Origin of the sequence: Pseudomonas sp. Sample_11 (genome assembly GCF_004307505.1) — a bacterium.
Lineage (GTDB): Bacteria > Pseudomonadota > Gammaproteobacteria > Pseudomonadales > Pseudomonadaceae > Aquipseudomonas > Aquipseudomonas atacamensis.
This window is the reverse complement of sequence record NZ_RCOD01000027.1, coordinates 89644-115349: the sequence shown is the minus strand read 5'-3', so window position 1 is coordinate 115349 and position 25706 is coordinate 89644. Positions and strand designations below refer to the sequence as shown.

Here is a 25706-nt window from a genome sequence, read left to right as displayed (position 1 = left end):
GATCACTGCCCGGCAATCTGCGCCTTGGTGTAGAAGCCGTCCTGTTCGAGCAAGTCGATGTTGTCCTTGGTCAACGGCGTTGGCGTGAGCAGGATGGTGTCGACTTTCTTGCTGCCGTTGTCGTACTGCGAGGTGTAGGCCGGTTTTTCGTTGCGTGCCAGTTGCACCGAGAGCTTGGCCGCTTCGGAGGCGATGAGTTTCAGTGGTTTGTACACGGTCATGGTTTGCGTGCCGGCGATCACGCGTTTGACGGCTGCGAGGTCGGCGTCCTGACCGGAAATCGGCACCTTGCCGGCCAGCTGCTGCGCGGCCAGTGCCTGGATGGCACCGCCAGCGGTGGCGTCGTTGGAGGCGACGATGCCGTCGATTTTGTTGTTGTTACGGGTCAGGGCGTTTTCAACGATGCTCAGCGCTTCGGTCGGATTCCATTCCTTGACCCACTGCTGGCCGACGATCTTGATATCGCCCTTGTCAATGGCCGGTTGCAGCACTTTCATCTGGCCTTCACGGAGGATCTTGGCGTTGTTGTCGGTGGGCGCGCCGCCCAGCAAGAAGTAATTGCCCTTGGGCGCCGCTTTCAGCACGCCGCCGGCCTGCATTTCGCCGACCTTTTCGTTATCGAAGGAGATATAGGCGTCGACATCGGCGTTGAGAATCAGCCGGTCATAAGACACCACTTTGATCCCGGCTTTCTTCGCTTCGGCCACGGCATTGGTCAGCACTGTCGCGTTGAATGGCACGATAACGATCACATCGACGCCGCGAGAGATAAGGTTTTCGATCTGCGAAATCTGCTTCTGCTCGTTGGCGTCGGCCGATTGGACGAAGACTTTGGCGTCCATTTTTTCCGCCGCCGCGACGAAGTAATCGCGATCGCGCGACCAGCGTTCCAGACGCAGATCGTCAATGGAGAAACCGATTTTCGGGTGGGTAGCGTCGGCCATTACCGGCAGGGCCAACAACGCCAGGGCACTGGCCAACAGCGTACGTTTCAAATTCTTCATGGTGGTGCGTCCTTTTATTTTTGTTGGAAAGACACGGCCTGACGATGAATCGGGCTGGTAGAACTGTAGAGAATCTGCCGACGCAGCAGGTACAGAATTGTCGTGCAATTGTCACAGCGTCGTTGCGTCGGCAGCCTCCCTTGGCGATCAGCGATACAGGTAACGGTTGACGATGTTTTCGAGCATTTCCTGGCGGCCGCTGACGGCTTGCGGGTTCAGCTCGTTGGTGAACGCGTGCTCGGCCAGTGACTCAAGATTGAAGTCGCCCGCCATCACCGCTTGCCCGAACGGCTGACGCCAGCCGGCGTAGCGTTGGTCCTTGAGGGTTTGCAATTGATCGTTCTCAACCATCGCGGCGGCGCGTTCCAGCGACAAGGCCAGAACGTCCATGGCACCAACATGACCGTGGAACAGGTCGATCTCGTCGAGGCTCTGCCGGCGCACCTTGGAGTCGAAATTGAAGCCGCCATTCTTGAAACCGCCGGCCTTGAGGATTTCATAGGTCGCCAGGGTCATTTCTTCGACGCTGTTGGGGAACTGGTCGGTGTCCCAGCCGTTCTGCGGATCGCCACGGTTGGCGTCGATGCTGCCGAAAATCCCCAGCGAGGCGGCAGTGGCAATTTCGTGATGAAAGCTGTGGCCGGCCAGGGTCGCGTGGTTGGCCTCGATGTTGACCTTGATTTCCTTCTCCAGGCCGTACTGCTGGAGGAAGCCGAACACCGTGGCGCTGTCGTAATCGTATTGGTGCTTGGTCGGCTCCTGCGGCTTGGGCTCGATCAGCAGGTCGCCGGTGAAACCGATCTTGTGCTTGTGCTCGACCACCATGCGCATGAAGCGCCCGAGTTGTTCGCGCTCACGTTTCAGGTCGGTATTGAGCAGGGTTTCGTAGCCTTCGCGACCGCCCCACAGCACGTAGTTGGAGCCTTTGAGGCGATGGGTGGCGTTCATTGCGCTGAACACTTGCGCGGCGGCGCAGGCGAACACTTCCGGATCGGGATTGCTTGCGGCACCGGCGGCAAAACGTGGATTGCTGAAGCAGTTGGCGGTGCCCCAGAGCAACTTGATGCCGCTTTGTTCCTGATGCTGTTCGAGGCGGTCGACCATTTGCGCGAAGTGTTCGCGGTACTCCTTCAGCGAGTTGCCTTCGGGGGCGACGTCCGTGTCGTGAAAGCAGTAGTAATCGATGCCCAGTTTGCTGAAGAACTCGAAGGCGGCTTGAGCCTTGCCGATAGCCAGTTCCATCGGTTCGCCACTGCGTTGCCACGGGCGTTTGAAGGTTCCGGCACCGAACACATCGGAGCCCGGCCAGACGAAGGTGTGCCAGTAGCAGGCGGCCATGCGCAGGTGTTCGCGCATGGGTTTGCCGAGGATCAGTTTGTCGGCGTCGTAGTGGCGGAATGCGAGGGGCGAATCACTGTTCGGGCCTTCGTAGCGAACCGGCTCGATATTGGGGAAATACTGCATGGACCTTGTCCTTGTTGTTCTTGGCGGTGTCTCGATACTAGCAACGGCCCCGTGCCCGCTGATTATGAAAAGCCTCAACTGCGAGTGCGATTTTGCGTATTGAGCTTCAGCGCGCGCAGGCCTAGTCTGTGTCCATCGTCGCCGCGACATGGCGGCCCGGAACAAAAATAATTTGAGGCCGCTTTCGCGAGCAGGCTCGCTCCCACATTTGATTCGTGTCGTTCACAAAACCGTGTGGGAGCGAGCCTGCTCGCGAATGGCTTGACGCAAAATCCGGATACTGAATGAAAAGCCTACCGCCCGTGCACCGCATCGCCCTGTTGTTCAACGGCAGCAAGATCTACGACCGTGGAATCATCAGCGGCATCGGCAACTACTTGAGCAGCACCCGCGCTTCCTGGGACCTGTTTCTGGAAGAGGACTTTCTCTGCCGCTTGAAAGGCATCGAGCGTTGGCAGGGTGACGGCATCATTGCTGACTTCGACGATCCGCTGATCGGCGAGGCGCTGGCCGACATTCATTTGCCGGTGGTGGCGGTGGGCGGTTCCTACGAGGATGCACGCGCTTATCCAAAAGCGATTCCCTACGTTGCCACTGACAACAACGCATTGATCACCCTGGCTTACTCGCATCTGGTCGAGGCGGGGTTGCAGCGCTTTGCCTGTTTCAGTCTGCCTGAGGCGCAAGCCAATCGCTGGGCGCAGGAGCGGGAAAAAGCCTTTCGCAAACTGATGCAGCGCGACGGCCTCCACGCCGAGATCTATCGCGGCATGGGCACCAGCGCACCGCTGTGGGACAGCGCCGTCGAACAACTGATCGCCTGGCTGCACAGCCTGCCCAAACCGATCGGCATCATCGCCGTCAGCGACGCCCGCGCCCGGCAGTTGCTGCAAGCCTGCCTGACCGCCGGCATCGCCGTGCCGGAGCAGGTCGCGCTGATCGGCATCGACAACGACCCGCTGACCCGCAGCCTGACTCGCGTACCGCTGAGTTCGGTGATTCAGGGCACCGAAACCATGGGCCGCACCGCTGCGCAATTGCTGCACCAGATGCTCCACGGCATGCCGTCCACCGGCACGCAGATTCTGATTCCGCCGGACGCGGTCAACGTGCAGGTGTCGAGCTTGCATCAACCGCTGGGCAATCCCTACGTCATGCAAGCGCTGCTGTTCATCCGCCAATATGCCTGTCAGGGCATCAAGACCGCACAGGTGGCTGCGTATGTCGGGGTGTCGCGTTCATCACTGGAAGCGCATTTCCGCGCCGAGCGCGGTTGCAGCGTGCATGACGAGATTCTGCGTTTCAAACTGGCGGCGGCTACCAGCGGTTTGAAGAACACCGATGCGGCGATTGCCGACATTGCCCAGGCCTGCGGCTTCAAGTCTGCGCAGTATCTGCACACGGTGTTCCGTCGCGAGTTCGGCTGCACGCCCCGCGAGTATCAGCAGGGCGGCGCATAGCGCTGCGAAGACTTACGCCAGCGCAGCGGCACTGGCTCTGGAGCGCCAGGCGAACGTCAGCACCATCAGCAGGCCCAGACCAGCCATCGCCGCGCCGGCCAGGGAAATCGCCGGATAACCCAGCCCGGCATTGATCACCGCGCCACCCAGCGCCGCGCCGATCGCGTTGCCGAAATTGAACGCACCGATGTTCACCGCCGAAGCCAGATTCGGCGCGTCCTTGGCGGCTTCCATCACGCGCATCTGCAGCGGCGGCACCAGAGCGAAGCTGGCGATACCCCAGATCAGAATGGCGACGGCGGCCGGCAGCGGCCAGCGCATCAGCACCGTGAACGCCAGCAACACCACAATCAATGCGCTCAGCGACACGATCAGGGTGCGGTCGATCGAACGGTCGGCAGCCTTGCCACCCCACATGTTGCCCAGCGTCAAACCGATTCCGAACAACACCAGCATGGCGGTGATGAACGCGGCGGAGGCGTGGGTTTCGCTGCTGAGAATCGGCGCGATGTAGGTGAACACGGTGAACATCGCACTCGAGCCGACCACGGTCAGGGCCAGTGCGGCCAACACCGGACCGCTGCCCAATACACGTATTTCCGCCAGCGCACCCGCGCCTTGCTCTGCTTTCAGATTGGGCAGGGCGAACCACAAGGCGATCATGGTCAGCACGCCGAGACCGGTAATGCCCCAGAACGCCGTGCGCCAGCCGAACAGCTCACCGAACCAGGCCGCCAGCGGCACACCGCCAATGGTCGCCAAGGTCAGGCCCATGAACATCGCCGCCACGGCGCCGGCACGTTTTTCCGGCGCGACCACACTGGCGGCGACCACAGAGCCGACCCCAAAGAATGCGCCGTGATTGAGCGAGGTGATCACCCTGGCGACCATCAGGCTGTAATAGTCGGTGGCCAGCGCCGACATCAGATTGCCCAGGGTGAAAATCGCCATCAGCCCGATCAGCAGATAGCGCCGCGGAATTTTGCCGGTGGTCAGGGTCATCAACGGCGCGCCGAGCAGTACGCCCAAGGCGTAGGCGCTGACCAGCAACCCCGCAGCGGGAATGGAAACGCCGAGATCGGCGGCGATGCCGGGCAACATGCCCATCGGCGCGAACTCGGTGACGCCGATGCCAAAGGCGCCGACAGCGAGTGCAACAAGTGGTGGATTGATACGCATGGAAAGTCTCCTCATCTATGCCGCCAATGCTACGATCCATCGTTTTCAGGCGGTAGATGGCGATTTTGGCAATCACCTTTGCGTAAGAGGCACGAATGGACTTCAACGGCAGATCAGGGGAAATGAGCGTGTTCGTCACTGTGGCGCAGGAGGGCAGCCTCTCAGCAGCTGCGCGTGCGTTGGGGCTGACGCCTTCGGCGGTCAGTCGGATCATCGCCCGCGCTGAACAACGACTTGGCACCCGCTTGCTGCTGCGCACCACCCGCGCGCTGACGTTTACCGCCGAGGGCGAGGCCTTCCTGCGCGGTGCCCGGCGAATTCTCGCCGACATGGACGAAGTGGAAGGGGCCATCACCGATCAAGGCGTACCCAAGGGCCGCTTGCGCGTCAGTGCCGCCCTTGGCCATGGAAGGCTGACCATTGTGCCGCTGGTCGCAGCCTTCACCGCCCGCTACCCGAACATCGTCGTCGACCTCAGCCTTGGCGACGAAGTAGTCGACATCCTTGCCGGTCAGGCGGACGTCGCCATCCGCTTCGGCCATCTGCCCGACAGCCCACTCACCGCGCGTCGGCTCGGCCACACCGGCCAGGTCGTGGTCGCATCGTCCGACTACCTGCAACGCCACGGCACACCTCTCGAACCGGAAGACCTGCTCAAGCACAACTGCCTGCGCTTCAACTTCCGCCGCGCCGAAGCCAACTGGCCGTTTATCCGCGACGGCAAGGAGTTCTCGCTGAAAGTCAGCGGCAACATCGAATGCAGCAGCGGCGAAGCACTGGCCCAGTTCGCCAGACTCGGCGCAGGCGTTGCACGGATTGGCGAGTTCACCGTCAGGGAAGACTTGCAGCGCGGCACGCTGATCCCGCTGCTGCAAGCGTTCAACCCGGGCGATGAGGAGCCGATTCATGCGGTGTTCGTCGGCGGCGCGGCGATGCCGGTGCGGGTGCGCTTGTTTGTGGATTTTTTGTTGGAGCAGCATCGGATGTAAGAGGTGGCATCTTTTCATCGGATCTGATTCTGTGCACGCAAATGCAATCATATTGCTATCATTTGCAGCTCTTCATTTTTCAGTCTGAATACAGTGAGTACCGATGTTCGTGAAAACGCTGAATGGGTTGCTTGTCTTATTGGTTTGCGGCGTGCTGGGCGCTTGCGGAAAAACAGACCGTTTTGCCGACGGCTGGGATCAAGGCGGCAACCTGCATGACGTGAGTCTGCGCGAGTGGGCCTTTGCAACCGATGCCAACCGGCTTGCAAGTGCTGCCGATTTTGTCCGGGAATTTATTCCGGCGTTGCCAGCAGTGTCTTTGCCGCTTGCGAGCGCCCTGGTTGAAAAGTGCCTGACCGAGAGTGCGTATATAGCCGCTATCGAGGAGATTGGGGTGCGAAGCAGAATTGAACCCTGTATTGAATATGCTCAACAAACCGCCAAGAGCCTCGCGCAGGAATATGCCAAGCGCCAAGGTGTTTCCAGCCAGTAAACGGTCGCCAGCGAAGTATTGTCGAGTGTCGGCTCCCAGTTACAAAGGGCCACCGCAGAATGATGGACCAGGATGTTCTTTACTGGCGCCGAGCGAGACAGGTTGTTGTTTTCACTCGACGAATCTGAGGCATGCAAAAGCGGTTTTGATACGCAGTTGCTTGATGGGTTCGATGCTTTCCTGAGATCCGATTTTTTTGACTACGCCCAGGCCGCAGTATTGTTGATTGAAGGTGAAGATCGGGAGAAGGCCAGCCTTGGGTTCAGTCCAGTAGCCCGACTTCAACGTATAGCTGGCCCCAGCCTGAGGGGTGAAAGAGAAGGGTATCTGGCAAAACTTTCCACCAACCGTTTGCCGGTAAGTCAAAACCAGCTCTTTGTCGACAGCTACCGGCGATTGGATAAAACCCTCGGTATAGGGCAAAGGCGTGAAGCCTGCGTAACATCCCGATTCGTTGAAGGTCATCGCATCGAGGTTAGTGCCGCTTTCATATTTAAGCCTGACCGTCGCCGAGGGTTCATCCTGCCGGGGAAATTGATACTGTTTACCCTGAAACAGTGAAGTACAACCGCTCAGTGCCAATGCTCCAGCCAAAAGCGTCAAGCCAAATCTGCCATTCCCGTACATGTACTGCTCCTGGATACCATTGGACTTTTCAGAAGCAGATGATACCGAAAAGTGGCCACATGCTACTAAGCTTTACGAGGTTTCAGACAGCCCAAGATTTTCCCTCGCCCACTGCTCAGCCGTCGTGACCTGAATCGCCCGCTGCTCATTGAACGTGCCCGCTTTAGGCCACGCCACACCTCGACCTTGGGCAAACACCGCGCGGTATTTTTTGATGTGGTGAGTGGGGTCTTTTTCCAGTTCCTGCATCAGGTGCGGCACTGTCCAGACGTTACGCTTGAAGGGCCGTCCGAGCACGCGTTCGAGAAGGCCCGCGACCTGTTCATAGGTCAGCGTGTCGCCCGACAGATACACGATCTCGTTGCGAAAACGCGATTCGAAGAAAACGATTTCTGCGGTCAGCTTGCCGATGTCGTCCGGGGTCGTCAGCGTCACGCTGGTGTCCAGGCTGCCCAGGGCGTTAACGGTGTCGTTGTCGAAATCAACGACTTCAAACACCGGCTCGAAGAGGAAACTGGTAAACATGCCGGTCGAGATGATCACCCATTCGGTTTTGTCCTGCGCGCGCAGCAGTTCGCGCACGTCGAGCTGAGCATCGAACAGATCCTGCGGACTGCCCCGGCCGATCACTTCGAAGTCCACGCCAAACTGCCAGGGAAAGTAGCGTTTGATGCCCGACTTGAGCGCAGCGGTCGCCAGCTTCATCGGCGTCTCGCGACCAGCGACCATGCCGGCGCAGCCGATGACGGTATCGAAAGGTGCGAAGACTTCGGCCAGTTGGTCGATCGAATCGTTGACCAGATCTGCCGCTACCATCTGCACGCCGAGACTGCGCAGTTCATCGATTTCGGCTTTCTTTGCCGGCAACTGACTGTCGATCGTCGAGGCCCTGAGCAGGACGCTGATCGTGCTGCCGGGCGAGCGCTTTGCCACTCGCGCAAGGTTGCGCAAAACCGGCAGGCCGAGTTCGCCTGCGCCCAGGACAAGAATGGATTGCGGGGAAGGGTGGCTCAATTCGGTCATGATGTCTCCTGAGATCTGCATGTAAGATCGGCAAATGCTGGCACGATCGGGCAGCACTCAGAAGAAGGCACACGCGTGATACCAAGTGAAGAAATGACTGATCAGCAAGCGCTCAGTGAGGCAGAAGCAATCTGCCAGACGCTCAGACGAGACGATGATGGCGTGCGCCGCGAAGTGCTCGCGCACGCCGGCAGTCGCTGGTCTTTGGGCATCCTGCATGCCTTGGGGGTGTACGGCACGATGCGTCACGCCGAGATCAAACGGCAGATGACCGGCGTGACTCAGCGCATGTTGACCAAAACCCTGCGTGCTCTGGAACGCGACGGCCTGCTGACCCGGCGCGAGCTCGACCAGGTGCCGCCGCACGTCGAGTACGAGCTGACGCCATTGGGCATGGGCTTGCTGGTGCGGATGTCGCCGATCTGGACTTGGGTGGTGGAAAACGTCGAGGGTTTCCGCCAAGCGCGACGCACGTTCGATAGCCAGGTCGGCAAGAAACCCTCATGGCAAATTCCTGTTCCAGCGCGGGATGATTCTGAAGCGTCAGACTGAGGTTTCGCGCTTCAGCTCAGCGGCACCGCGAACACGGCACTGGCGCGCGCGACCGTTCGCTCACCTACGTGCAGACTGACGCCAGCAAACGCCAGTTGGCGGCCCTTTTTGGAGTGTTCAAGACGCACTTCGAGCCACTCGTTGATTTGCACCGCACCGAGATAATCCAGGGTCATGCTCGCGGTGATCAACGGCTGCGGCGGATCGCTGGAGAAGGCCATGGCGTAGCCCATGCCCACGTCCGCTAGTGTCGCCAATACACCGCCATGCAAAGTGCCACGGCCGTTGGCGTGGCGGGAGTCGGTCAGTAAGCCCAACTCCAATTGCAGGCCGTGGCCTCTGGCGTAGATCGGGCCGAGCAGATCCAGCAACGGACTGCTGCGGGTCAATGGAGTGAAACCTTCGGGAATGGCCGTGGTGTTCATGATCCCATCCTGATGCAGGTGGCTGACCTGTGTGATTGGGCGAGGAAACGCAGGAGGGGGCAAGCACTATGCGGATGGGGAATTTGCTGCGATAAGTGCTGTACACGGAACTGACCAGCAAGGAGCTACGGGATGGATATTCAAATTCACATTGCGAGGGATGCGGATGCATCGGCTATCAGTGAAACGATCATCAAGACGCTCCGTGAGAGCAATGCTCGCGACTATCCACCCGAAATCATTGATCGAGTGACTGAAAATTTTTCGCCCTCGAACATCCTTCGTTTTTTGACTGAGCGTCAGGTGCTGGTCGCTACGCTCGACAGTCAAATCGTCGCAACGGCAAGTCTTGATGGAGACGTTGTTCGAAGCGTATTTGTCGACCCGGACTTTCAAGGAATGGGTGTCGGAAGCCAGCTGATGAAGAGCATTCAATCACTCGCCATGGACGCAGGTTCCAACTTGCTGCGCGTTCCTTCCTCAGTCACCGCAGAAGGCTTCTATGCTTCGCTCGGCTTCAAGAAAATCAGAGATGAGTTTCATCAGACGGAGCGCACGATCATCATGGCGAAGACGTTGAAACGATAGCGTTCACCTAACGTTTCAGCCTGCCGAATGTGGCTTCCATCGCTACGCGGTCATGGTCGAGCAACCAGGCATGATGTCGTTGATAAAGCTGCAAAAGTAGTTCGGTGTTGGCTCCAACCACGTCCATGCCTCTGTCGTCATAGGGAAAGACCATGACTCGCTTGGGCAGATTGAACAGGTAGACAGCACAGTTCGCACGCGGTTGGATAGCACCGAAGTCCTTGGCCAATGCGCACCAGAGTAATGCTTGAATGCTCGCCACAGATGCTTCGAAGGCGACGTTGACCCAATACTCCGGTTCTTCCTCGGTGAACCATTCCTCGTTGTCTATTTCTTCGCTCCAGATGCACAGCGCTGATGGAGTGTCGATTCCAGCAGATTTAAGGGCGCGAAGAGTGCTGCGATGGGCGAATCGATTGCGACCGGAATGAGTACGCAGACACGCTACAAACGATGCGTCCCCTTGGAAAATGTCGCCGCAGATGGATATGGATTTGCGCATAGCGGTCAGGAATTGCTCGATCATTCCGCCCGTTTCGGAGAGTTCGAAACGCAATCCTCCCGGCCAGGAATAGAAAAGCGGACGGGCGAATGCCTGGGGTCCAAATGCGTTTTCGATCTCAGCTCTCAGATTCACTTTCTTCCCTTCAATGTGGATTTCTGTTTGTTCAAGACGCGGGTGAAGTCAGTGCGACGACACAAACGGCGAAGCAGTCGTCGGTGCCGGCAGCGCATAGGCCTGTTTCATCCACGCAACTTCCGCTAGCGGTGTGCGGCCGAAGAGGCGTTTGAAGTCGCGGCTGAATTGCGAGGCGCTTTCGTAGCCGACCAGAAATGCAGTTTTTGCCGCAGTCAGGTCGTTACGCAGCATCAGCAATCGCGCCTGGTGCAGCCGCGTCGACTTCAGATACTGCATCGGCGAAGAATCGGTAACCTTGCGAAAGTGCAGATGAAAATTCGGCACGCTCATCTGCGCTTCCTCGGCCAGGGTTTCTACGTCGAGATGTTGGTGATAACAGCTGTGGATCTTGTGGATGGCGCGGGTCACTTTGCCGAACTGGCCTTGTTGGGCGATGGCGGCGCGCAGGGTGCCACCTTGTTCGCCGGTGAGGATACGGTAGTAGAGCTCGCGCAGCATCGCCGGGCCGAGGATTTGCGCGTCGGCATCGTCGCTCATCACTTCAAGAAAACGCAGGGTTGACCGGCGCAGCGGTTCGTCGAGCGGCGAGGCGTACATGCCCATCGGTTGCGCTGTGGGAAATTCCCACCGCTCATCCACTTGCTGAATCAGCTCGCCGGCCAGGGCGAAATCCAGACGCACGTACACCGCGAGCATTGGCTCGGTTTCGCTGGCATCGGTTTCCATGGTGAAGGGTACCGGCACCGACACCACCAGATAATGCTGAGCGTCGTAGACGTAGACTTCATCGCCGAGATAACCGCGTTTACGCCCCTGACAAAGGATCACCACGCCCGGCTCGTACAACACCGGCGTGCGGGTCAGCGGTCGGTTGGAACGCAGGAAACGCACATCGTCCAGCGGGCTCAGGTTGTAACCTTCCAGCGGGGCGAGCTGGCTCATTAGCTGGACCATGCGCGCTGTGATGGGGTCTTTCGGTTTCGGCATGGGCTGTGGGTTTCCTTGTGAAAAGGCGGGTTTGAACCTGTCTGGCTGATTGGCGGGGTGTCAGACAGAGCCCTCACCCTAGCCCTCTCCCAGAGGGAGAGGGGACTGACCGTGGTGCTTTCTGGTACTACGCCGACCTGTAATATCGTGCCGAACGCGGGGTTGAATCCACCCGCGATCGGCTCCCTCTCCCTCCGGGAGAGGGCTGGGGTGAGGGTGCTTTTGATCTTTCAGCCATCCGTCGAGCGGCTAAGCGCTGCCCATTGCTCAATACTCTCCGCCGTGCGCTGCAACTTGTCACGCACCAGCGCCAGCGCATCACTGCCCAATAGCAGGTGAGCCGGTGGGTTTGGACTGTCGATGATCGTCAGCATGACCCGTGCAGCTTTCTGCGGATCGCCCAACTGATGGCCACTTTTCTCCTCCCGGGCCTTGCGCACCGGATCGAAGCTTGCATCGTAGTCACTGATGCTACGCGGCGTGCGTTGCATCGAGCGGCCTGCCCAGTCGGTGCGAAACGATCCCGGCGCCACAGCGGTAACAAAAATATTGAAGGGCGCAAGCTCCTTGCTCAAGGTGTCAGAAATCCCCTCCAGAGCGAACTTGCTGCCGCAGTAGTACGCGATCCCGGGCATGGTGATATGGCCGCCCATCGAAGTGATATTGAGGATATGCCCCGCGCGGCGCTGGCGGAAATACGGGACGAACGCCTTGGTCACCGCCACCGCGCCGAATACGTTGACGTCGAACTGGCGGCGCATTTCCTGCAGCGATGACTCTTCAAAAATCCCCTCATGGCCATAACCTGCGTTGTTGACCAGCACGTCCACCGGGCCGTGACGATCCTCCACAGCCGCAACCACCCCATCAATGGCATCGAAATCGGTAACGTCCAGCACCACCCCATGCGCGCGCTCGGGCGACAGCGCTTCGAAGGCTGCCAGAGCGGATTCACTGCGCACTGTGCCGATAATCCTGTGACCTTGAGCGAGCGCTTCCTTGGCCAGCGCCTGGCCGAAGCCGCTGCTGACACCGGTGATGAAAAGGGTCTTCATGGATCTGTACTCCAGCAGGCGATTGGAGAGGCCATGCTAGGGCGGATAACGCTGGCGGACGATGCCGAATCGGATCGAAGTATTGCCTGTTCCTATCAATTGAGTTTTCGATCAGGTCTTGCCTCAAAAGACGGAAAAGTCCTGCAGGTCTCAAACCCGCAGGACTTTTCCTGTCTCGGCAACACGCGCTTAAGCTGCGCGACGACCCGGTGTACGGTCCGATCCATCAGCGGCGAGCGCCTCACCCAGTGGGGTGCGGTCTGAGCCGTCGGCAGCGATGGCCTGGCCTTGTGGGGTCTTGTCATAACCGTCCTCAACCAGGCCTTGTTCCTCGAGGCGGTTGCGGCCGTTTTCAGCCAGAGCCTGGCCCTGCGGCGTACGTTCCGAGCCATCGGCAGCAACAGTCTGCTGTGGTTCGTTGACCTGGGTGAAGAAACGATCTTCCTGATTGCTCGGTACGGCGAATGCGCTGGCGCTGAGGGCGAAAGTGGCGACGGCGATCAGTTGGCTTACAGTTTTCATGGCGGTGACTCCGGTCAAGTTGAGATTGAGGTCCGGGTCGTTCAGATCAGTCTCTGGTTAACCCGTTGCAGTGGTGTGTTCTGCATGGGTTCAGATTAGGGGGCAGGGGGGTGTCGGCGTTAGGCGGATACTGTTCGCAATTTGCCTGATTCTGCTCGCTGAAGATGATTTACAGGCTAGCGACCTTATGGCTTCACGGCGCCGCGAGCAATCAGGTTCCGCCAGTGAGATAGCTTTGCACTTGCCTGACTACATCCCGGGCGGTGCGGGTTACGCCGATCAATGTGGCAGAAGCGAGCCCCGTCCAGTCGCCGTAACCCACCAGCCACAGATCGGGTATCGCAACGCTTCGGCTTTCGTCCACAATCACTTTGCCATCCCGGCCTACAATGTTCAGGTTGTTCAGGTGATCGAGCGCCGGAGCAAATCCCGTGCACCAGATGACAGCGTCCACCTTTGTCTCGATCCCCGATGACCATACAACCCCTGTCGAAGTAAAGCGCGTGAACGGCTGTACCGCGCTCAACACACCGCGCTCGCGAGCCTCCTTGACCGGTGGCACCATGACAATGTCGCCCAGTCCTCCAACGGGCTGTTGAGGCTCCACGCCATCCTGCTGCGCCTTCAGTCGAGCAGTAGCGCGTTCGAACAGGACGCGTCCATCCACCTCATCAGGTAGGAACGTTGGGGCCTGTTGCGTGACCCAGGTTGCCTGCGCCACTTTGGAGACCTCGGCGTAAATCTGGGCGCCGGAGTTGCCGCCACCGACGACAAGGACGGTTTTACCCGCAAACTCGTTCGGCCCGACGTAATGAGCGGAATGAAGCTGCCTGCCTGCAAACAATGCCTGGCCGGGATAGTCTGGTACGAACGGGCAGCTCCAGGTGCCTGTTGCACTGATAACCGCTTTGGCGTCCCAGTGGTTGTCCCTTGAGATTACACGCAAGCCGCCTTCGATCTTCTCGACACGGGTCACCCGCGTGGAGCGGATGATGGGGAAGTCATACCGGCGCTCGTACTGAGTCAGGTATTCGACAACGTCGTCCCGCCCGGGCGTCCCCTCGGACAGGGCCGGCATCGGCCAGCCTGCAATCGAACTCCATGCCGACGGCGAGAAGAGCCGCAGCGAATCCCAGCCATGCCGCCAGGCGCCTCCTGGTCCCGGCTCGGCATCCAGCAGCACGTAAGACAAGCCTGTGCGCTTCAAAAAATAAGCGACAGTCAGCGCGGATTGGCCACCACCAATGACCACGACATCAAGTTTCGAATTCTGACTCACCAGCATCCTCCCGGCGCAAAGGCCTCAACGTGTGAAAGATCGTGGTGCGGCTCATACCGGTTCCGCACACGCATCAAATGGAACGCTGGTTGACTCGTCTGGACAGCTCTTCGGCGGATTCCTTGCGCTCGGAATAACGGTCGACCAGGTAATCCTGACGATCACGCAAGAGCAGCGTGAACTTCATCAATTCTTCCATCACGTCCACCAGGCGGTCGTAGTACGAAGAAGGCTTCATACGTCCGGCCTCATCGAACTCGGTGAACGCCTTGGCCACAGAAGACTGGTTCGGGATGGTGAACATCCGCATCCAGCGGCCAAGTACCCGCAACTGATTGACCACGTTGAAGGACTGCGAGCCGCCGCAGACCTGCATCACAGCAAGGGTTTTGCCTTGCGTAGGTCGTACAGCGCCCAGCGCCAGCGGAACCCAGTCGATCTGCGCTTTGAACACGGCACTCATGGAGCCGTGACGCTCAGGAGAGCACCACACCTGACCCTCTGACCATTGCATCAGCTCGCGCAGTTCCACGACTTTGGGATGCGTGTCGGGTGCGTCATCAGGCAGCGGCAGACCCGCAGGGTCAAAAATCCTGGTTTCGGCGCCAAACTCCTTCAGCAGGCGTGCCGCTTCTTGCGTGACCAGACGGCTGAATGAGCGCTCTCGCGTCGATCCGTATAGCAGCAGAATGCGAGGCTTATGCTCCGAAGGATTACGAGGCGACAGTTGCTCCAGCGAAGGAATGTCGATCAGTTCGGCATGGACGTTCGGCAATGTGTCTTGCATATAAGCTCCTACGGCGGCGCCAGGTTGGGCACCGCCTCGGTTGATCTTCAAAGCGAACCGATGCGGTTCAGTTCAGCTTTCAACTGTTCAGCGCTGATGGTCTTCAGTGGCAGCGCAAGAAATGCGCTCACGCGCTCGTGGATTTTGGCGAGTGTGGTTTCAAATGCAGCGGTGATCTCGGCTTCCGACCCGCTAGCCTCGGACGGGTCGGCCAGCCCCCAATGCGCCTTCAGGGCTGGGCCGAAGAAGATCGGGCATGCTTCTCCAGCAGCGCGATCACAGACGGTAATGACGATGTCGGGAGGCGAGCCCTCGAAAGCATCCGAAGCCTTGCTGCTCAAGCCCGCCGTAGAGATGCCCGCCGCCTCCAGCGTTTGCAGTGCCCGTTGATTCACCCGGCCGCTGGGAAAGCTTCCCGAGCTGACGGCTTCTAGACCCTCGGGCGCCAAGTGGTTGAAAAGCGCCTCGGACAGAATGCTGCGGCAGCTGTTGTGGGTGCACATGAACAAGATTTTCATCAGACGATTCCTTGATTCAGAAACTTAGGCGCAGTGCCAGGGCGGACAATGTGGCGACGAGGATGGGCAAGGTCAGCACGATCCCGGTCTTGAAGTAGTAACCCCAGCTGATCGTTATGTTTTTCCGGGCGAGCACGTGCAGCCACAACAGCGTGGCCAGGCTCCCGATCGGGGTGATCTTCGGGCCCAGGTCGCAGCCGATGATGTTGGCGTAAACCATCGCTTGCTGGACTACACCGTCGACTTCGGCGGCATGAATGGATAAGGCGCCTACCAGAACGGTGGGCATGTTGTTCATGATCGAAGACAGCAATGCTGTCAGCAGCCCTGTACCAAGGGACGCGCCCCAAACGCCATAACCGGCGAACACGTTCAGGATCTGCGCGATGTGGTCGGTCAGGCCGGCGTTCTTCAGGCCATAAACAACCAGGTACATACCCAAAGAAAAAATCACCACCTGCCATGGCGCCTCTTTGAGCACCTTGCTTGTGTTGATGGCATGACCACGAGCCGCGATGACATAGAGAATGCATGCACAGACCGCTGCGATGGCGCTGATTGGCACCCCCAATGGCTCAATGACAAAGAAGCCGATCAGCAGTAGTGCCAGCACCCACCAGCCGGCTACGAAAGTGGCACGGTCATGGATTGCGTCATCCGGATTGTCCAGTTGGTTGAGGTCATAGGTCTTTGGTAAATCTTTGCGGAAAAACCACAGCAGCATGGCTAATGTCGCCGCCACGCTGACGATGTTTACCGGCACCATGATCGAAGCATATTCGTTGAAGCCGATATTGAAGTAGTCGGCAGAAACAATGTTGACCAGGTTGGAAACCACAAATGGCAAGCTCGCCGTATCTGCGATAAATCCAGCGGCCATGACGAACGCCAATGTCGCGGCGGGAGAAAAACGCAGCGCCAGCAACATCGCGATTACGATGGGAGTGAGGATCAATGCCGCTCCGTCGTTGGCGAACAGTGCCGACACAGCCGCACCCAGCAGGACGATAAATGCGAACAGCCTGCGGGTGCTTCCGCCTCCCCACCGAGCCACGTGCAATGCAGCCCACTTGAAAAAGCCTGCCTCATCAAGCAGCAAACTGATGATGATGACCGCGATGAATGTCCCAGTGGCATTCCAGACGATGCGCCAGACCTCGGGTATGTCTGCAAGGGTAACGACGCCTGCCAGCAGCGCCACGATGGCACCGAGCGTCGCACTCCAGCCAACCCCGAGTCCCTTGGGCTGCCAGATGACAAGGACGATGGTGGCGATAAAGATCAATACGGCAATCAGCATTTCATTAATCCGGTTGGGCGTGAATCAGTTGCACACGGCTTGGTTGATCGGACGGTCGCTCATGCCGCAAAGGCGCTTGGCCTCGGTTTCCAGCCATTGCTGATTGGCGTCTACCACTTCCTTCAAAACTGCAGCCACCCACGCGGGCAAATCAGGATTCACCCGGTAGTACACCCATTGGCCTTGGCGACGATCCAACAGCAAACCGGCAGAGCGCAGCAGCGCCAGATGACGAGAAATCTTCGGCTGACTGAGGTCGAGCGCTGCCGTCAGCTCGCATACACAGAGTTCACCTTGGCTCACGACAAGCAGGGAAATTTTGGCTCGGGTGTCGTCGGCCAGGCACTTGAACAAGGTGGTGGGGGTCATGGGTTCTGTCATACGTCCTCCAGAAGCTTTTGTCTTGACCAAAACGAAGAGCCTGATGCGCTTGCGGATGTCGTGACGCGTAATGGTGAAAGGCGGCGGCATAATTGCCGAGCAATGGATACGGATAACCGAATATACGCATAGTCATATATCTGGTAAAGCGAATATAACAGCGGTTGAACCGTCGAGACTGATAGCGACGGACCGCGCGGATAGTGCCCGCGATTTGTCTGATTCCACTGATTGAAAATAGCCATTGACTTAGAGCGCGCTCAAACCTTTACGGTGATGACATGAATCCAGAACTGACAATTTCAAAGTTGGCCAAGCGCCTTGATTTGAGCGCTCACACGATCCGCTATTACGAGCGCATCGGGCTGTTCGACCCGGTTGGGCGCGGTGGCAATGGCCACCGGGTGTACGCCGAGAAGGATGTGCTGTGGGCCGAGTTTCTGCTCCGGCTGAAGGCGACCGGAATGCCGATCCAGCAAATGCTGCGGTATGCCGAATTGCGTCGATCAGGCGACTCGACCCTGGCAGAACGCCGCGAACTTCTCGAGCAGCATCGCCGGGACGTGCAAGCGCAGATCAGCCAGTTGAGCCAGTCCCTGGAGGTTCTGGATAACAAGATTCAGATCTATCACCAACTCGAGCAAAAGGAGCATCACCATGATCCGTAAACTTCCCGGTCTCAATCGTTTGCTGTCCGCCACACTGATTGGCGCCAGCGTGACCAGTGTGGCAGCGCCGGTGGAGATGACTGATCGTCGAGAGCGCGGAGAAGCCGCTCTGACGCAGATTACTGGCGGACCTGGTCAGGCAGTGGTTGATTCATTGAAGGATACTGCTCCAGAGCTTGCGGACTGGATTCTGAGTTTTGCCTACGGCGATGTCTTCGCCCGCCCCGGGCTCGATCACTGCACTCGTGAGCTGGCAACCGTTGCGGCACTTACCGCATTGGGCAATGCCCAGCCACAACTGAAAGTTCATATCGGTGGCGCCCTGAACGTCGGGTGCACACCGGAGGCGGTGGTCGATGTGATCTTGCAAATGACCGTATACGCAGGGTTTCCCAGCGCCTTGAACGGTATAACCGCTGCGCGTGAAGTCTTTGCTGCTCGCGGGATCAGTGTCAAATCTTGAGTGCGCTGGCCGCTGACCTTGCAACAGGACGGTGCAAGGCCAGATTTGATCGACCTGCCTTAGCGCAAATCCTCCGGCTGCATCGTCAGGATAATCTTCCCGACATTCTGCGAGGATTCCATCCGCCGATGGGCATCGGCTGCGCGGGACAACGGAAAGGTGCTGTCCACCACCGGTTCCAGACTCGCAGCGCCAGCGAAGCGTTTCAGCCAGTGGTCGCGAAAGCGCTGGATCATCGCGTGCTTCTCTGGCTGGGTGCGCGACTTCATCACCGTGCCGATGATTTGCAGGTGCCGGTAGAGGATGTGCTCCAGCTCCACGTCGACCTTGCCGCCGCCACCGAGAATGCCGACCTGCACCAGGCGACCACCGTGGGCCAGCGAGGCGATGTTGCGGGCGAAGTAGGGTGCGCCGATAAAATCAATGATCACATCGACGCCGCGCCCGTTGGTTTTGTCGGCGATGACTGCGGCGAAATCCTCGTTTTTGTAGTCGATGGCCACGTCGGCGCCCAGGTGTTCGACGCGCGACAGCTTGCTGCCTTCGGTGGTCGCGTACACCGTGGCGCCGGTGGCGTAGGCCAGTTGCACGGCAGCGGAGCCGACGCCGCCGGCGGCGGCATGGATCAGCACCGAGTCACCTGACTTGAGTCGGGCCAGGTGCAGCATCGCTTCGTGGGCGGTGACAAACACTTCGGGAATCGCCGCGGCGTGCACATAGTCGAGCTGTGCCGGAATCGGCATGGCCATGCGGTAGTCGATGCGCGCCAGTTCGGCGTAGGCGCCGCCGCCGACCACGCCCATCACCCGGTCGCCGACGGCGAATCCGCTGACCTCGCTGCCGGTCTCGAGCACTTCCCCGGCAATCTCCAGACCGATGATCAACGAGTCGCCGAAGTTCGCATGGCCGTAGCCGCCGGTTCGGTGAGTCAGGTCGGCACGGTTCACGCCGGCCGCATAGACACGCACCAGCAGGTCGGTCGGGCGCACTTCAGGGTTGGGCGCTTCGCCGAGTTGCAGCACTTCTGCCGAACCGAATGCTTTCAGGTTGATGGCTTTCATCTCAGCGTTGCTCCGTGTCGGCAAGGGTGGCATTGGCGATGGCCGAGGCGGTGATGGCGCCCGGGAAACCGACGTAAAAGGCCAAGTGAGTGATCGCCGCCGACAACTCTTCATGGCTCACGCCATTGCTGACAGCGCGGCGCAGGTGCGCGGGTAATTCTTCGCAGTGGCCGCCGGCAATCAGCGCAGCGACAGTGATCAGACTGCGGTCGCGGGGTGACAAGGCGGGGTCACTCCAGATTTGCGGGTACAGCGTTGAGTCCACGAATTGCGCCAGTTTCGGGGTGAAGGCGCGGGCGGCTTCGCGTGGGCTGCTGAAATCGATAATCGACATGGAAATCCCCTTAAACCTGGCTGATGAATTTGTTGGTGAGGTAGTGCTCGATGCCTTCGATGCCGCCTTCGGAACCGTGGCCGCTTTCTTTCATGCCGCCGAAGGGCAGTTCGGTGGCGACGATGCGGTACTGGTTGATGCCGATCATTCCGGCTTCCAGGCCATCGGCGACGTCGATCGCGGTGCGCGCATTGGAAGTGAACGCGTAGGCCGAGAGGCCGTAGGGCAGGCGGTTGGCTTCTTGCAGGCCGTCGCTCAACTCATCGAAAGGCATCAGTATCGCGATGGGGCCAAAGGGTTCTTCGTGCATGATTCGCGCACTCATCGGCACATCGGCCAATACGGTGGGCTGGAAGAAGAAGCCTGCGCCCGGCAACGCTTCGCCACCGGCCAGCACCCGTGCGCCTTTTTCGACGGCGTCGGCGATCAGTTGCTCCATCTTCGCCAGTTGCCGTGGGTTGGCCAGAGGGCCGACCTGGGTTTGCGGATCCATGCCATCGCCGATTTTCAACGCCTGGGTGGCCGCGACGAAGTGCTCGACGAACTCGTTATAGGCCTCGCGCTGGATCAGGAAGCGAGTCGAGGAAATGCACACCTGGCCGGTGCCGCGAAAGCGATTGGCGACGCCTTCCACAGCAGCTTTTTCGATGTCGGCGTCGGCAAACACCAGCACCGGGCCGTGGCCACCCAGTTCCAGGGTGATCGGCTTGACGCCTTCGGCAGCGCGGGCCGAGAGCAGCCGACCGATCGGCACCGAACCGGTGAAGGTCACTTTGCGAATGATCGGTGAGGCAATCAAATGGCTGGACACTTGATCCGGCACGCCGAACACCACTTGCAGCACGCCTTTGGGCAAACCGGCATCGTCCAATGCCCGGGCCAGGGCCAGCGCGGTGGAAGGGCTTTCCTCGCCGGGCTTGAGCACCACGCTGCAACCGGCGGCCAGCGCTGCCGAGAGCTTGCGCGCCGGGGTGATGGCCGGGAAATTCCACGGTGTGAACGCTGCCACAGGGCCGATCGCCTGGCGTTTTACCAATTGCAGTACACCCGGACGATTGGCCGGGACGACACGGCCGTCGATGCGTCGTGCGCTTTCGGCGAACCACTCGAAATATTCCGCCGCACGGGTCACTTCATCGAGGCTTTCGCGCAGTGGCTTGCCTTCTTCCAGCGTCATTTGCGCAGCGATGTGCGGGGCGCGTTCGAGGATCAGGTCGGCGGCGCGCTTGAGGATTTTTGCGCGCTGGTCCGGCACGGTCTGGCGCCATTGGTCGAAGCTCAGTCGGGCCACTTCGAGGGCGTGATCCAGGTCTTCGGCGGTGGCCAGTGGCACCTGGCCGATTTCCTCGCCGGTTGCCGGGTTGACCACGGCGGCGGTCGCGCGGTCCTGGGCGGTGAGCCATTGACCACCGATGAAGAGATAGAGCGGATCGTAAGGAGTGTTCATGGATGTCGCCTTCATGGTTGAGGATTCATTCGGCGCCTTGTACGCAGCGGTTCAGGCGTCCCGTGGAATCCAGTCTATGGAAGGCGTGCCGTTTGATTTAGCCGGCCACGAGGGAATCATTGTTGTCCCAGAAGGTAATATCGAGCGCAGGGGCGAGCGTGTAGCATCCGTCCTTATCCGCAGTGAGTGGCAGTTCTACAGGACGATCAGGATGGACAAACTTTCAAACATGTCGGTGTACATCAAGGTAGTCGAGATGGGCAGTTTCACTGCCGTGGCCAACCATCTCGACTCCACCGTCGGTAACGTATCGCGTGCGGTCTCGGCGTTGGAAAACGTGCTCGACACCCGCCTGTTGCAACGCTCGACCCGGCGTCTCTCGGTGACCGATGCGGGCCGGCGGTTTTATGAACGCTGCGTGAAGATTCTCGCTGACCTGGAAAGCGCCGAAGCCGAGGCGAGCAATGCCGCCTTGCAACCACGAGGGACGTTACGGGTGCACTGCGTGCCCGGACTGGCCCGGCAACTGGTGACCGGCGCGGTGTTGGAATATCGCCAGGCGTTCCCCGAAGTGACCGTCGATTTGATGCTCTCCCAACGCATGCCCAATCTGCTTGAGGATCAGTTGGACGTGTCCATTCTGATCGCGCGAACGCTGCCGGATTCGGCGTATGTCAGCCAGAAGATCGGCGTCAGTCACTGCGTACTGGTGGCCTCTCCGCAATACCTGGCGCGGCATGGCGCACCCGAAACGCCGGAGCAGCTTTGCGATCATCAATGCCTGCTGCTCGGTACCGTGGATTACGTGCGCGATGAATGGCAGCTCAAAAGCAAGGCGGGCGATGCGACGTTCATCCCGAGCGGGCCGAGTTTCAGCGTGAACGATATGGACGCAATGGCCGTGGCCATTCGCGAAGGGGCGGGGATTGGTCTGTTGGCAGGCTTCACGGCGATCGACGATTTGCGTGCCGGCAGGCTGGTGCGGGTGCTGCCCGATTACCACACCTACGAGCGCAATGTTTACGCGGTCTACACGTCTCGCCAGTTTGTCGATGCGAAGATCACGCGATTCATCGATACCTTGAAACCCCGGGTCGGCGCGCAGTTGGCGAGCACTGCTCAGGCGCTCATCGATTGAAGCGGTTAAAGCATTTGCGTCTCAGCGAGCCAAATCTGAGACGCAATGGGTGTGCGAGGTATTGGCCTGATCAACCGTTGCTGCAGCCGCTGCCCATGATCTCGTATTGCAGGATGTGCTGTTTGCCTTGGGAATCCTGATAAGTCATGTGCACCGGCACTACAGCGCAGACATCCGGCACGGGATCTTCCGAGATGATTTTGGCGACGTCGAGGTGACTGGCGTAGGTGTATTGCTCGACGGGTGGCGTGGTAGTCGATTCCTGAGCCATGACCACCGAGCTGAAGCCGAAGAGTGCGAGGACGAGCATTGAGACTTTCATGGAGGATGTTCCTTTGCTGAAGTTGAGTGTGTTGCTGGAACGAACTCTATGAGGCGGCTGGCGGGGGAAACAGGCGCGGATTGGGTAAAGACTGTTTACGGTTTGAGCCACAATCGGCATGGGGTGAACGATCGCGCAGGGTTCAGCGCAAACAAAAAAAGGCGCCGGTGAGGGCGCCTTTTGCTTATCTCGGTTTTTTACGGCTCGCCATGCAATCGGCAGCTACGAAAGCGCCGGGCTGATCTCGGCGGATTTCACTGAGTAGCTTGCTACTCGCGCCGAGATCCACTTGCGGCTGTAAGCCAGCACATGGTCAGCAGTGGCGGTCGGGAAGTGAATGAAGCCATGCGGACATTCCGGCAGCACGTACATCCCCACCGGCGCCGCGTGTTGCCAGCGCTCGGCGATGAGCCGCGTGTCATCCAGCAGCGGATCGAGGTCGCCGGCAAACAGCAGCGCTGGTGGCAGTCCGCTGAAATCGCCGTACAGCGGCGACAGCGGTGGCTGGCGTCGTTGTTCGTCGCTGATGTCCGGCGTGAGCAGGCGCAACGCTTCGACCATGCCGGGGCCGTCGAGCACCAGAGTATCGGCGGGTGCGGTGCGCACGCTGGGTGTGCCGGTCAGGTCGTAGACGCCGTAATACAGCAGCGCGCCGCAGATCCGTTGCAGCAGTTGCGGCGAAGACTTGAGCGCGAGCAGGGTGGCCGCCGCCAGATGCCCGCCGGCCGATTCACCGACGACGACTACGGGCAGCCCGGCAAACTCGCCATCGTTCAAGATGCCGCGAGTGGCCCGTAGACAGTCCTCCAGCAAGCCCTCGATCGGCGTCGACACGGCCAGTCGATAATCAACCGACACCACCGCCACGTCGCAGGTGTTGACGATGGCGATGTTGAAGTTGTCGTTCATCTGCGCATTGCCGATCACCCAGCCGCCACCATGGAAATCCAGCACCACGCCTTTGGCTTTGCCCTTGGGGCGGATGATGCGCACGGGCACCGTGTCGATGATCTTCCGTTCGGCGCTCAGCCCATGCTGGCGCAGCTTGCCGTCGCCGCCGAGCTGACCCGCCCGCAGCAACGCCTGAATCAACCTCGGGGTGAGGCGATTGCGAATCTTGAAACGCGGCAGCCAAGCGAGCTTTTTGTTAAACGCGCGAACCTGCGCCAGCTCGCGCTCGCCGTGCGGCCATGGGAAGTCGCTCACAGGCGATTCTTCATCAGGATCGAGCAGTTCAGCGCCAGCGCGACGCACAGCCACGCCAGATACGGGAACAGAATCAGCCCGGTGACCACGTCCAGTTGCAGGGCGAGCACGACCATCACCGCGACCACCACCCACAGCACCGCCAGAATCACCAGCGCCGCCAGCACCTGATGCGCGCCGAAGAACACCGGTGTCCACAGGGTGTTCAGGGCGATTTGCGCAGCCCACAAGGCCAGCACCGTTTGGCTGCCGGGGATCAGACTCAAGCGATAACCGGCCCAGGCCAGCAGCAGGTAGATGATCGTCCACGCTACGGGAAAGGCCCAGTTGGGCGGGGTGAAAGAGGGTTTGGTCAGCGATTCGTACCACGGACCGGGTTTGAACATCACGCCAGTGGTTGCCGCCGCCGCACAGGCGAGAAGGAAGATGAAAAAGGTCATTGCCAGTCCTTAGCTGTGATCAGCTGTTATGGAGAGTTAAGAAGAGGACGCTTCGCTGCGCAAAAAGTTTGTTTGCAAACGCAAAATGGCAGTCAGGTTGAACTAAAAGCTGACCGTCGCGTCAGGATAAACACTGCCTTTTCCCACCGACGCGGACGACATCATGTACACCTATCACATCGAATACCGTTTCAATGGCGAGCCTCGTACTTATCTGCTCGAGCTCAAGGAAGCGCAACTGGCCGAGCACGACGCGGCGATGCATCTGCTGGAACTGCATCTGGGCGATGCGGAAAACAGCCTGGTCATGCCCACGGCGGATTCGACGCCAGAGCAGATTCTCGAGCAGGCCGAGCGGGTAGGGATTACACATATCCGGGTGGTCAGCCGGACCAATTGACCTTCGGATGCGGCGCAGGCGTCAGCAAAATGTGCTCTGGATTCAGGCCATGCGCCGCAATACCAGCACCATCCCCGCACCCACGAGGCCCATGCAGGCGATCAGCACGGGAAAGGACATCCACCACGGAACGCCGGACGTCATCATGCTGAACTCCGACATGCCACCGATGCTGGCGATCAGGTTCAAGGGAAGGAATACGACGTTGATCAGCGTCAGCTTTCGCAGCGCGCGGTTCATGCTGTTGTTGGCAAGATTGCCGTGGGATTCGATGAGGTTGGCGAACACCTTGGCGTGAATTCTGGCCTGCTGGAAGCTTTGTTCGTTTTCCACGATCAGATCGTTCAGCGCAGCCAGCTGACCGTCGCTGAAGCCCTGACGCTGACCGTGGTTGCGCAGCAGCGTCAGCACCGCACCGTTACTTTGAATCGCATTGACGTAGTACACGAGGCTTTCGCTCAGGTTGTACATCTGCGCCAATTGCTGATTGTCCATCGCCCGGGTGAATTGCTGTTGGATCTCCCGAGCGATCTGTTTGACCACGCGCAAATGCCCGAGATAGTGGTGAACGCTTTCTGCGAGTAACGCCATCAGCACGTCCAGCGGCCCGGTCATTTGCGCATCGTGCTCAAGGCCGGAGAGCAATGAGTTGCTCGCGCAAATGACCACCAGGCGTTTTTCGCTCAGCACCACTCCGAAGGACGAAACGTTGAATGCGCGCCCGTCGAAGCTTTCCGGGCGCTTCCAGATCATAAACAGGTGATCAGGCTTGACCTCGATGCGGGCCACTTCGTCAGGGTCCAGCGACGACTCTATCGCTTGTGCGCCAATGCCCAGGCGTCTGTGCAAATTCAGTTGCTCGGCTGCGTCCGGGGCGACACACAGCCAGACAGTCGCCTGTTCTCCAGATGTCCTGTGCAGGGCGCCGCAATCAATGCAATAGCCTTCAATCAT

31 protein-coding genes are annotated in these 25706 nt (G+C 59.4%); 9 read left to right on the top strand and 22 right to left on the bottom strand.

Translation table 11 applies throughout. The features are described from left to right. Nucleotides 1-2: 2 nt before the first annotated feature. Together xylF and xylA are read right to left on the bottom strand one after the other, a co-directional pair. On the bottom strand, nt 3-1004 hold the full coding sequence (gene xylF, locus D8U60_RS06100) for a D-xylose ABC transporter substrate-binding protein (protein WP_016774327.1): 1002 nt from the start codon (nt 1002-1004) through the stop codon (nt 3-5). A gap of 147 nt (nt 1005-1151) precedes the next feature. Then, nucleotides 1152-2468 carry a xylose isomerase gene (gene xylA, locus D8U60_RS06095; RefSeq protein ID WP_041480538.1) on the bottom strand — a complete coding sequence of 439 codons (1317 nt, stop codon included), beginning with the start codon at nt 2466-2468 and terminating at the stop codon, nt 1152-1154. Between the two features lie 284 nt (nt 2469-2752). On the opposite strand from xylA, the gene D8U60_RS06090 reads away from it, so the two are divergent. Further along, a complete protein-coding gene (locus tag D8U60_RS06090; protein WP_016774329.1) occupies nt 2753-3928 on the top strand; it encodes a DNA-binding transcriptional regulator in 1176 nt (391 codons plus the stop codon). A 12-nt stretch (nt 3929-3940) separates the two neighbouring features. Here the strand turns inward: D8U60_RS06090 and D8U60_RS06085 are convergent, their stop codons facing one another. Beyond that, nucleotides 3941-5107, bottom strand: coding sequence for an MFS transporter (locus D8U60_RS06085; RefSeq protein ID WP_130899723.1), 1167 nt, complete (start codon nt 5105-5107; stop codon nt 3941-3943). Nucleotides 5108-5202: 95 nt separating this feature from the next. Here D8U60_RS06085 and D8U60_RS06080 point away from each other — a divergent pair, with 95 nt between their 5' ends. Beyond that, complete coding sequence (locus D8U60_RS06080) at nt 5203-6096, top strand: LysR family transcriptional regulator (protein ID WP_130899722.1); 894 nt, start codon at nt 5203-5205, stop codon at nt 6094-6096. A gap of 103 nt (nt 6097-6199) precedes the next feature. Beyond that, on the top strand, nt 6200-6589 hold the full coding sequence (locus tag D8U60_RS06075) for a hypothetical protein (RefSeq protein ID WP_122610120.1): 390 nt from the start codon (nt 6200-6202) through the stop codon (nt 6587-6589). Nucleotides 6590-6700: 111 nt separating this feature from the next. On the opposite strand, the gene D8U60_RS06070 is transcribed toward D8U60_RS06075, so the two are convergent. After that, nucleotides 6701-7216, bottom strand: coding sequence for a hypothetical protein (locus tag D8U60_RS06070; RefSeq protein ID WP_039759025.1), 516 nt, complete (start codon nt 7214-7216; stop codon nt 6701-6703). Between the two features lie 72 nt (nt 7217-7288). Next, nucleotides 7289-8239: an aromatic alcohol reductase gene (locus D8U60_RS06065; protein ID WP_130899721.1), complete on the bottom strand. Its 951-nt coding sequence runs from the start codon at nt 8237-8239 to the stop codon at nt 7289-7291. Between the two features lie 93 nt (nt 8240-8332). Between D8U60_RS06065 and D8U60_RS06060 the strand changes: the two genes are divergently transcribed. Beyond that, nucleotides 8333-8791 carry a helix-turn-helix domain-containing protein gene (locus D8U60_RS06060; RefSeq protein WP_016774338.1) on the top strand — a complete coding sequence of 153 codons (459 nt, stop codon included), beginning with the start codon at nt 8333-8335 and terminating at the stop codon, nt 8789-8791. An 11-nt stretch (nt 8792-8802) separates the two neighbouring features. Here D8U60_RS06060 and D8U60_RS06055 read toward each other — a convergent pair whose 3' ends face one another. Continuing rightward, nucleotides 8803-9216, bottom strand: a complete 414-nt coding sequence (locus D8U60_RS06055; protein WP_024012607.1) for a PaaI family thioesterase — start codon at nt 9214-9216, stop codon at nt 8803-8805. Between the two features lie 132 nt (nt 9217-9348). Between D8U60_RS06055 and D8U60_RS06050 the strand changes: the two genes are divergently transcribed. After that, on the top strand, nt 9349-9804 hold the full coding sequence (locus D8U60_RS06050; protein WP_130899720.1) for a GNAT family N-acetyltransferase: 456 nt from the start codon (nt 9349-9351) through the stop codon (nt 9802-9804). A gap of 7 nt (nt 9805-9811) precedes the next feature. Here D8U60_RS06050 and D8U60_RS06045 read toward each other — a convergent pair whose 3' ends face one another. From D8U60_RS06045 to D8U60_RS06005, 9 genes are all read right to left on the bottom strand, one after another. After that, a complete protein-coding gene (locus tag D8U60_RS06045) occupies nt 9812-10441 on the bottom strand; it encodes a DUF3885 domain-containing protein (RefSeq protein ID WP_130899719.1) in 630 nt (209 codons plus the stop codon). Nucleotides 10442-10489: 48 nt separating this feature from the next. Continuing rightward, nucleotides 10490-11431 (bottom strand): AraC family transcriptional regulator, encoded by a 942-nt coding sequence (locus D8U60_RS06040; RefSeq protein ID WP_130899718.1) that lies wholly within the window; start codon nt 11429-11431, stop codon nt 10490-10492. Nucleotides 11432-11661: 230 nt separating this feature from the next. Further along, nucleotides 11662-12486 (bottom strand): oxidoreductase, encoded by an 825-nt coding sequence (locus tag D8U60_RS06035; protein ID WP_122699104.1) that lies wholly within the window; start codon nt 12484-12486, stop codon nt 11662-11664. Nucleotides 12487-12675: 189 nt separating this feature from the next. Further along, nucleotides 12676-13008: a hypothetical protein gene (locus tag D8U60_RS06030; protein ID WP_122610114.1), complete on the bottom strand. Its 333-nt coding sequence runs from the start codon at nt 13006-13008 to the stop codon at nt 12676-12678. A gap of 211 nt (nt 13009-13219) precedes the next feature. Further along, nucleotides 13220-14293, bottom strand: a complete 1074-nt coding sequence (locus tag D8U60_RS06025) for an ArsO family NAD(P)H-dependent flavin-containing monooxygenase (RefSeq protein WP_130899717.1) — start codon at nt 14291-14293, stop codon at nt 13220-13222. A gap of 67 nt (nt 14294-14360) precedes the next feature. Continuing rightward, on the bottom strand, nt 14361-15074 hold the full coding sequence (gene arsH, locus D8U60_RS06020) for an arsenical resistance protein ArsH (RefSeq protein WP_073475046.1): 714 nt from the start codon (nt 15072-15074) through the stop codon (nt 14361-14363). A 47-nt stretch (nt 15075-15121) separates the two neighbouring features. Then, nucleotides 15122-15592, bottom strand: a complete 471-nt coding sequence (locus tag D8U60_RS06015) for an arsenate reductase ArsC (protein ID WP_130899716.1) — start codon at nt 15590-15592, stop codon at nt 15122-15124. A gap of 16 nt (nt 15593-15608) precedes the next feature. Next, nucleotides 15609-16892, bottom strand: a complete 1284-nt coding sequence (locus D8U60_RS06010; protein WP_130899715.1) for an arsenic transporter — start codon at nt 16890-16892, stop codon at nt 15609-15611. 24 nt (nt 16893-16916) lie between these two features. After that, a complete protein-coding gene (locus D8U60_RS06005; protein WP_122610110.1) occupies nt 16917-17273 on the bottom strand; it encodes a metalloregulator ArsR/SmtB family transcription factor in 357 nt (118 codons plus the stop codon). Nucleotides 17274-17554: 281 nt separating this feature from the next. On the opposite strand from D8U60_RS06005, the gene D8U60_RS06000 reads away from it, so the two are divergent. Both D8U60_RS06000 and D8U60_RS05995 read left to right on the top strand, forming a co-directional pair. Then, nucleotides 17555-17941 (top strand): MerR family transcriptional regulator, encoded by a 387-nt coding sequence (locus tag D8U60_RS06000; protein ID WP_016774345.1) that lies wholly within the window; start codon nt 17555-17557, stop codon nt 17939-17941. Between the two features lie 76 nt (nt 17942-18017). Then, on the top strand, nt 18018-18404 hold the full coding sequence (locus tag D8U60_RS05995; RefSeq protein WP_041480634.1) for a carboxymuconolactone decarboxylase family protein: 387 nt from the start codon (nt 18018-18020) through the stop codon (nt 18402-18404). A gap of 59 nt (nt 18405-18463) precedes the next feature. On the opposite strand, the gene D8U60_RS05990 is transcribed toward D8U60_RS05995, so the two are convergent. From D8U60_RS05990 to D8U60_RS05980, 3 genes are read right to left on the bottom strand one after another with little or no spacing between them, the layout of a single operon-like run. Continuing rightward, nucleotides 18464-19465, bottom strand: coding sequence for an NAD(P)H-quinone oxidoreductase (locus D8U60_RS05990; protein ID WP_130899714.1), 1002 nt, complete (start codon nt 19463-19465; stop codon nt 18464-18466). Between the two features lies 1 nt (nt 19466). Continuing rightward, nucleotides 19467-19799 (bottom strand): carboxymuconolactone decarboxylase family protein, encoded by a 333-nt coding sequence (locus D8U60_RS05985; protein ID WP_130899713.1) that lies wholly within the window; start codon nt 19797-19799, stop codon nt 19467-19469. Nucleotides 19800-19809: 10 nt separating this feature from the next. Then, nucleotides 19810-21246: an NAD-dependent succinate-semialdehyde dehydrogenase gene (locus tag D8U60_RS05980; protein WP_130899712.1), complete on the bottom strand. Its 1437-nt coding sequence runs from the start codon at nt 21244-21246 to the stop codon at nt 19810-19812. 211 nt (nt 21247-21457) lie between these two features. On the opposite strand from D8U60_RS05980, the gene D8U60_RS05975 reads away from it, so the two are divergent. Beyond that, entirely contained in the window at nt 21458-22384 is a 927-nt protein-coding gene (locus tag D8U60_RS05975) for a LysR family transcriptional regulator (RefSeq protein WP_130899711.1), read from the top strand. Between the two features lie 70 nt (nt 22385-22454). On the opposite strand, the gene D8U60_RS05970 is transcribed toward D8U60_RS05975, so the two are convergent. The 3 genes from D8U60_RS05970 to D8U60_RS05960 form a co-directional block, all read right to left on the bottom strand. Next, nucleotides 22455-22706 (bottom strand): DUF2790 domain-containing protein, encoded by a 252-nt coding sequence (locus tag D8U60_RS05970; RefSeq protein WP_130899710.1) that lies wholly within the window; start codon nt 22704-22706, stop codon nt 22455-22457. A gap of 222 nt (nt 22707-22928) precedes the next feature. Beyond that, nucleotides 22929-23912, bottom strand: a complete 984-nt coding sequence (locus tag D8U60_RS05965; RefSeq protein ID WP_130899709.1) for an alpha/beta hydrolase fold domain-containing protein — start codon at nt 23910-23912, stop codon at nt 22929-22931. Continuing rightward, nucleotides 23909-24352: a TspO/MBR family protein gene (locus tag D8U60_RS05960; RefSeq protein WP_039758892.1), complete on the bottom strand. Its 444-nt coding sequence runs from the start codon at nt 24350-24352 to the stop codon at nt 23909-23911. The genes D8U60_RS05965 and D8U60_RS05960 overlap by 4 nt, the downstream gene beginning before the upstream one ends. A 163-nt stretch (nt 24353-24515) precedes the next feature. Between D8U60_RS05960 and D8U60_RS05955 the strand changes: the two genes are divergently transcribed. Then, a complete protein-coding gene (locus D8U60_RS05955) occupies nt 24516-24752 on the top strand; it encodes a hypothetical protein (RefSeq protein ID WP_016774354.1) in 237 nt (78 codons plus the stop codon). A 42-nt stretch (nt 24753-24794) separates the two neighbouring features. On the opposite strand, the gene D8U60_RS05950 is transcribed toward D8U60_RS05955, so the two are convergent. After that, entirely contained in the window at nt 24795-25706 is a 912-nt protein-coding gene (locus D8U60_RS05950) for a magnesium transporter CorA family protein (RefSeq protein ID WP_130899708.1), read from the bottom strand.

Excerpts from the sequence above, each read along its gene's own strand:
- xylF (WP_016774327.1), bottom strand. The coding sequence starts at position 1,004 with ATGAAGAATTTGAAACGTACGCTGTTGGCCAGTGCCCTGGCGTTGTTG.
- xylA (WP_041480538.1), bottom strand. The coding sequence starts at position 2,468 with ATGCAGTATTTCCCCAATATCGAGCCGGTTCGCTACGAAGGCCCGAAC.
- D8U60_RS06090 (WP_016774329.1), top strand. The coding sequence starts at position 2,753 with ATGAAAAGCCTACCGCCCGTGCACCGCATCGCCCTGTTGTTCAACGGC.
- D8U60_RS06085 (WP_130899723.1), bottom strand. The coding sequence starts at position 5,107 with ATGCGTATCAATCCACCACTTGTTGCACTCGCTGTCGGCGCCTTTGGC.
- D8U60_RS06080 (WP_130899722.1), top strand. The coding sequence starts at position 5,203 with ATGGACTTCAACGGCAGATCAGGGGAAATGAGCGTGTTCGTCACTGTG.
- D8U60_RS06075 (WP_122610120.1), top strand. The coding sequence starts at position 6,200 with ATGTTCGTGAAAACGCTGAATGGGTTGCTTGTCTTATTGGTTTGCGGC.
- D8U60_RS06070 (WP_039759025.1), bottom strand. The coding sequence starts at position 7,216 with ATGTACGGGAATGGCAGATTTGGCTTGACGCTTTTGGCTGGAGCATTG.
- D8U60_RS06065 (WP_130899721.1), bottom strand. The coding sequence starts at position 8,239 with ATGACCGAATTGAGCCACCCTTCCCCGCAATCCATTCTTGTCCTGGGC.
- D8U60_RS06060 (WP_016774338.1), top strand. The coding sequence starts at position 8,333 with ATGACTGATCAGCAAGCGCTCAGTGAGGCAGAAGCAATCTGCCAGACG.
- D8U60_RS06055 (WP_024012607.1), bottom strand. The coding sequence starts at position 9,216 with ATGAACACCACGGCCATTCCCGAAGGTTTCACTCCATTGACCCGCAGC.
- D8U60_RS06050 (WP_130899720.1), top strand. The coding sequence starts at position 9,349 with ATGGATATTCAAATTCACATTGCGAGGGATGCGGATGCATCGGCTATC.
- D8U60_RS06040 (WP_130899718.1), bottom strand. The coding sequence starts at position 11,431 with ATGCCGAAACCGAAAGACCCCATCACAGCGCGCATGGTCCAGCTAATG.
- D8U60_RS06035 (WP_122699104.1), bottom strand. The coding sequence starts at position 12,486 with ATGAAGACCCTTTTCATCACCGGTGTCAGCAGCGGCTTCGGCCAGGCG.
- D8U60_RS06030 (WP_122610114.1), bottom strand. The coding sequence starts at position 13,008 with ATGAAAACTGTAAGCCAACTGATCGCCGTCGCCACTTTCGCCCTCAGC.
- D8U60_RS06025 (WP_130899717.1), bottom strand. The coding sequence starts at position 14,293 with ATGCTGGTGAGTCAGAATTCGAAACTTGATGTCGTGGTCATTGGTGGT.
- arsH (WP_073475046.1), bottom strand. The coding sequence starts at position 15,074 with ATGCAAGACACATTGCCGAACGTCCATGCCGAACTGATCGACATTCCT.
- D8U60_RS06015 (WP_130899716.1), bottom strand. The coding sequence starts at position 15,592 with ATGAAAATCTTGTTCATGTGCACCCACAACAGCTGCCGCAGCATTCTG.
- D8U60_RS06010 (WP_130899715.1), bottom strand. The coding sequence starts at position 16,892 with ATGCTGATTGCCGTATTGATCTTTATCGCCACCATCGTCCTTGTCATC.
- D8U60_RS06005 (WP_122610110.1), bottom strand. The coding sequence starts at position 17,273 with ATGACAGAACCCATGACCCCCACCACCTTGTTCAAGTGCCTGGCCGAC.
- D8U60_RS06000 (WP_016774345.1), top strand. The coding sequence starts at position 17,555 with ATGAATCCAGAACTGACAATTTCAAAGTTGGCCAAGCGCCTTGATTTG.
- D8U60_RS05995 (WP_041480634.1), top strand. The coding sequence starts at position 18,018 with ATGACTGATCGTCGAGAGCGCGGAGAAGCCGCTCTGACGCAGATTACT.
- D8U60_RS05990 (WP_130899714.1), bottom strand. The coding sequence starts at position 19,465 with ATGAAAGCCATCAACCTGAAAGCATTCGGTTCGGCAGAAGTGCTGCAA.
- D8U60_RS05985 (WP_130899713.1), bottom strand. The coding sequence starts at position 19,799 with ATGTCGATTATCGATTTCAGCAGCCCACGCGAAGCCGCCCGCGCCTTC.
- D8U60_RS05980 (WP_130899712.1), bottom strand. The coding sequence starts at position 21,246 with ATGAACACTCCTTACGATCCGCTCTATCTCTTCATCGGTGGTCAATGG.
- D8U60_RS05975 (WP_130899711.1), top strand. The coding sequence starts at position 21,458 with ATGGACAAACTTTCAAACATGTCGGTGTACATCAAGGTAGTCGAGATG.
- D8U60_RS05970 (WP_130899710.1), bottom strand. The coding sequence starts at position 22,706 with ATGAAAGTCTCAATGCTCGTCCTCGCACTCTTCGGCTTCAGCTCGGTG.
- D8U60_RS05960 (WP_039758892.1), bottom strand. The coding sequence starts at position 24,352 with ATGACCTTTTTCATCTTCCTTCTCGCCTGTGCGGCGGCGGCAACCACT.
- D8U60_RS05955 (WP_016774354.1), top strand. The coding sequence starts at position 24,516 with ATGTACACCTATCACATCGAATACCGTTTCAATGGCGAGCCTCGTACT.
- D8U60_RS05950 (WP_130899708.1), bottom strand. The coding sequence starts at position 25,706 with ATGATTGAAGGCTATTGCATTGATTGCGGCGCCCTGCACAGGACATCT.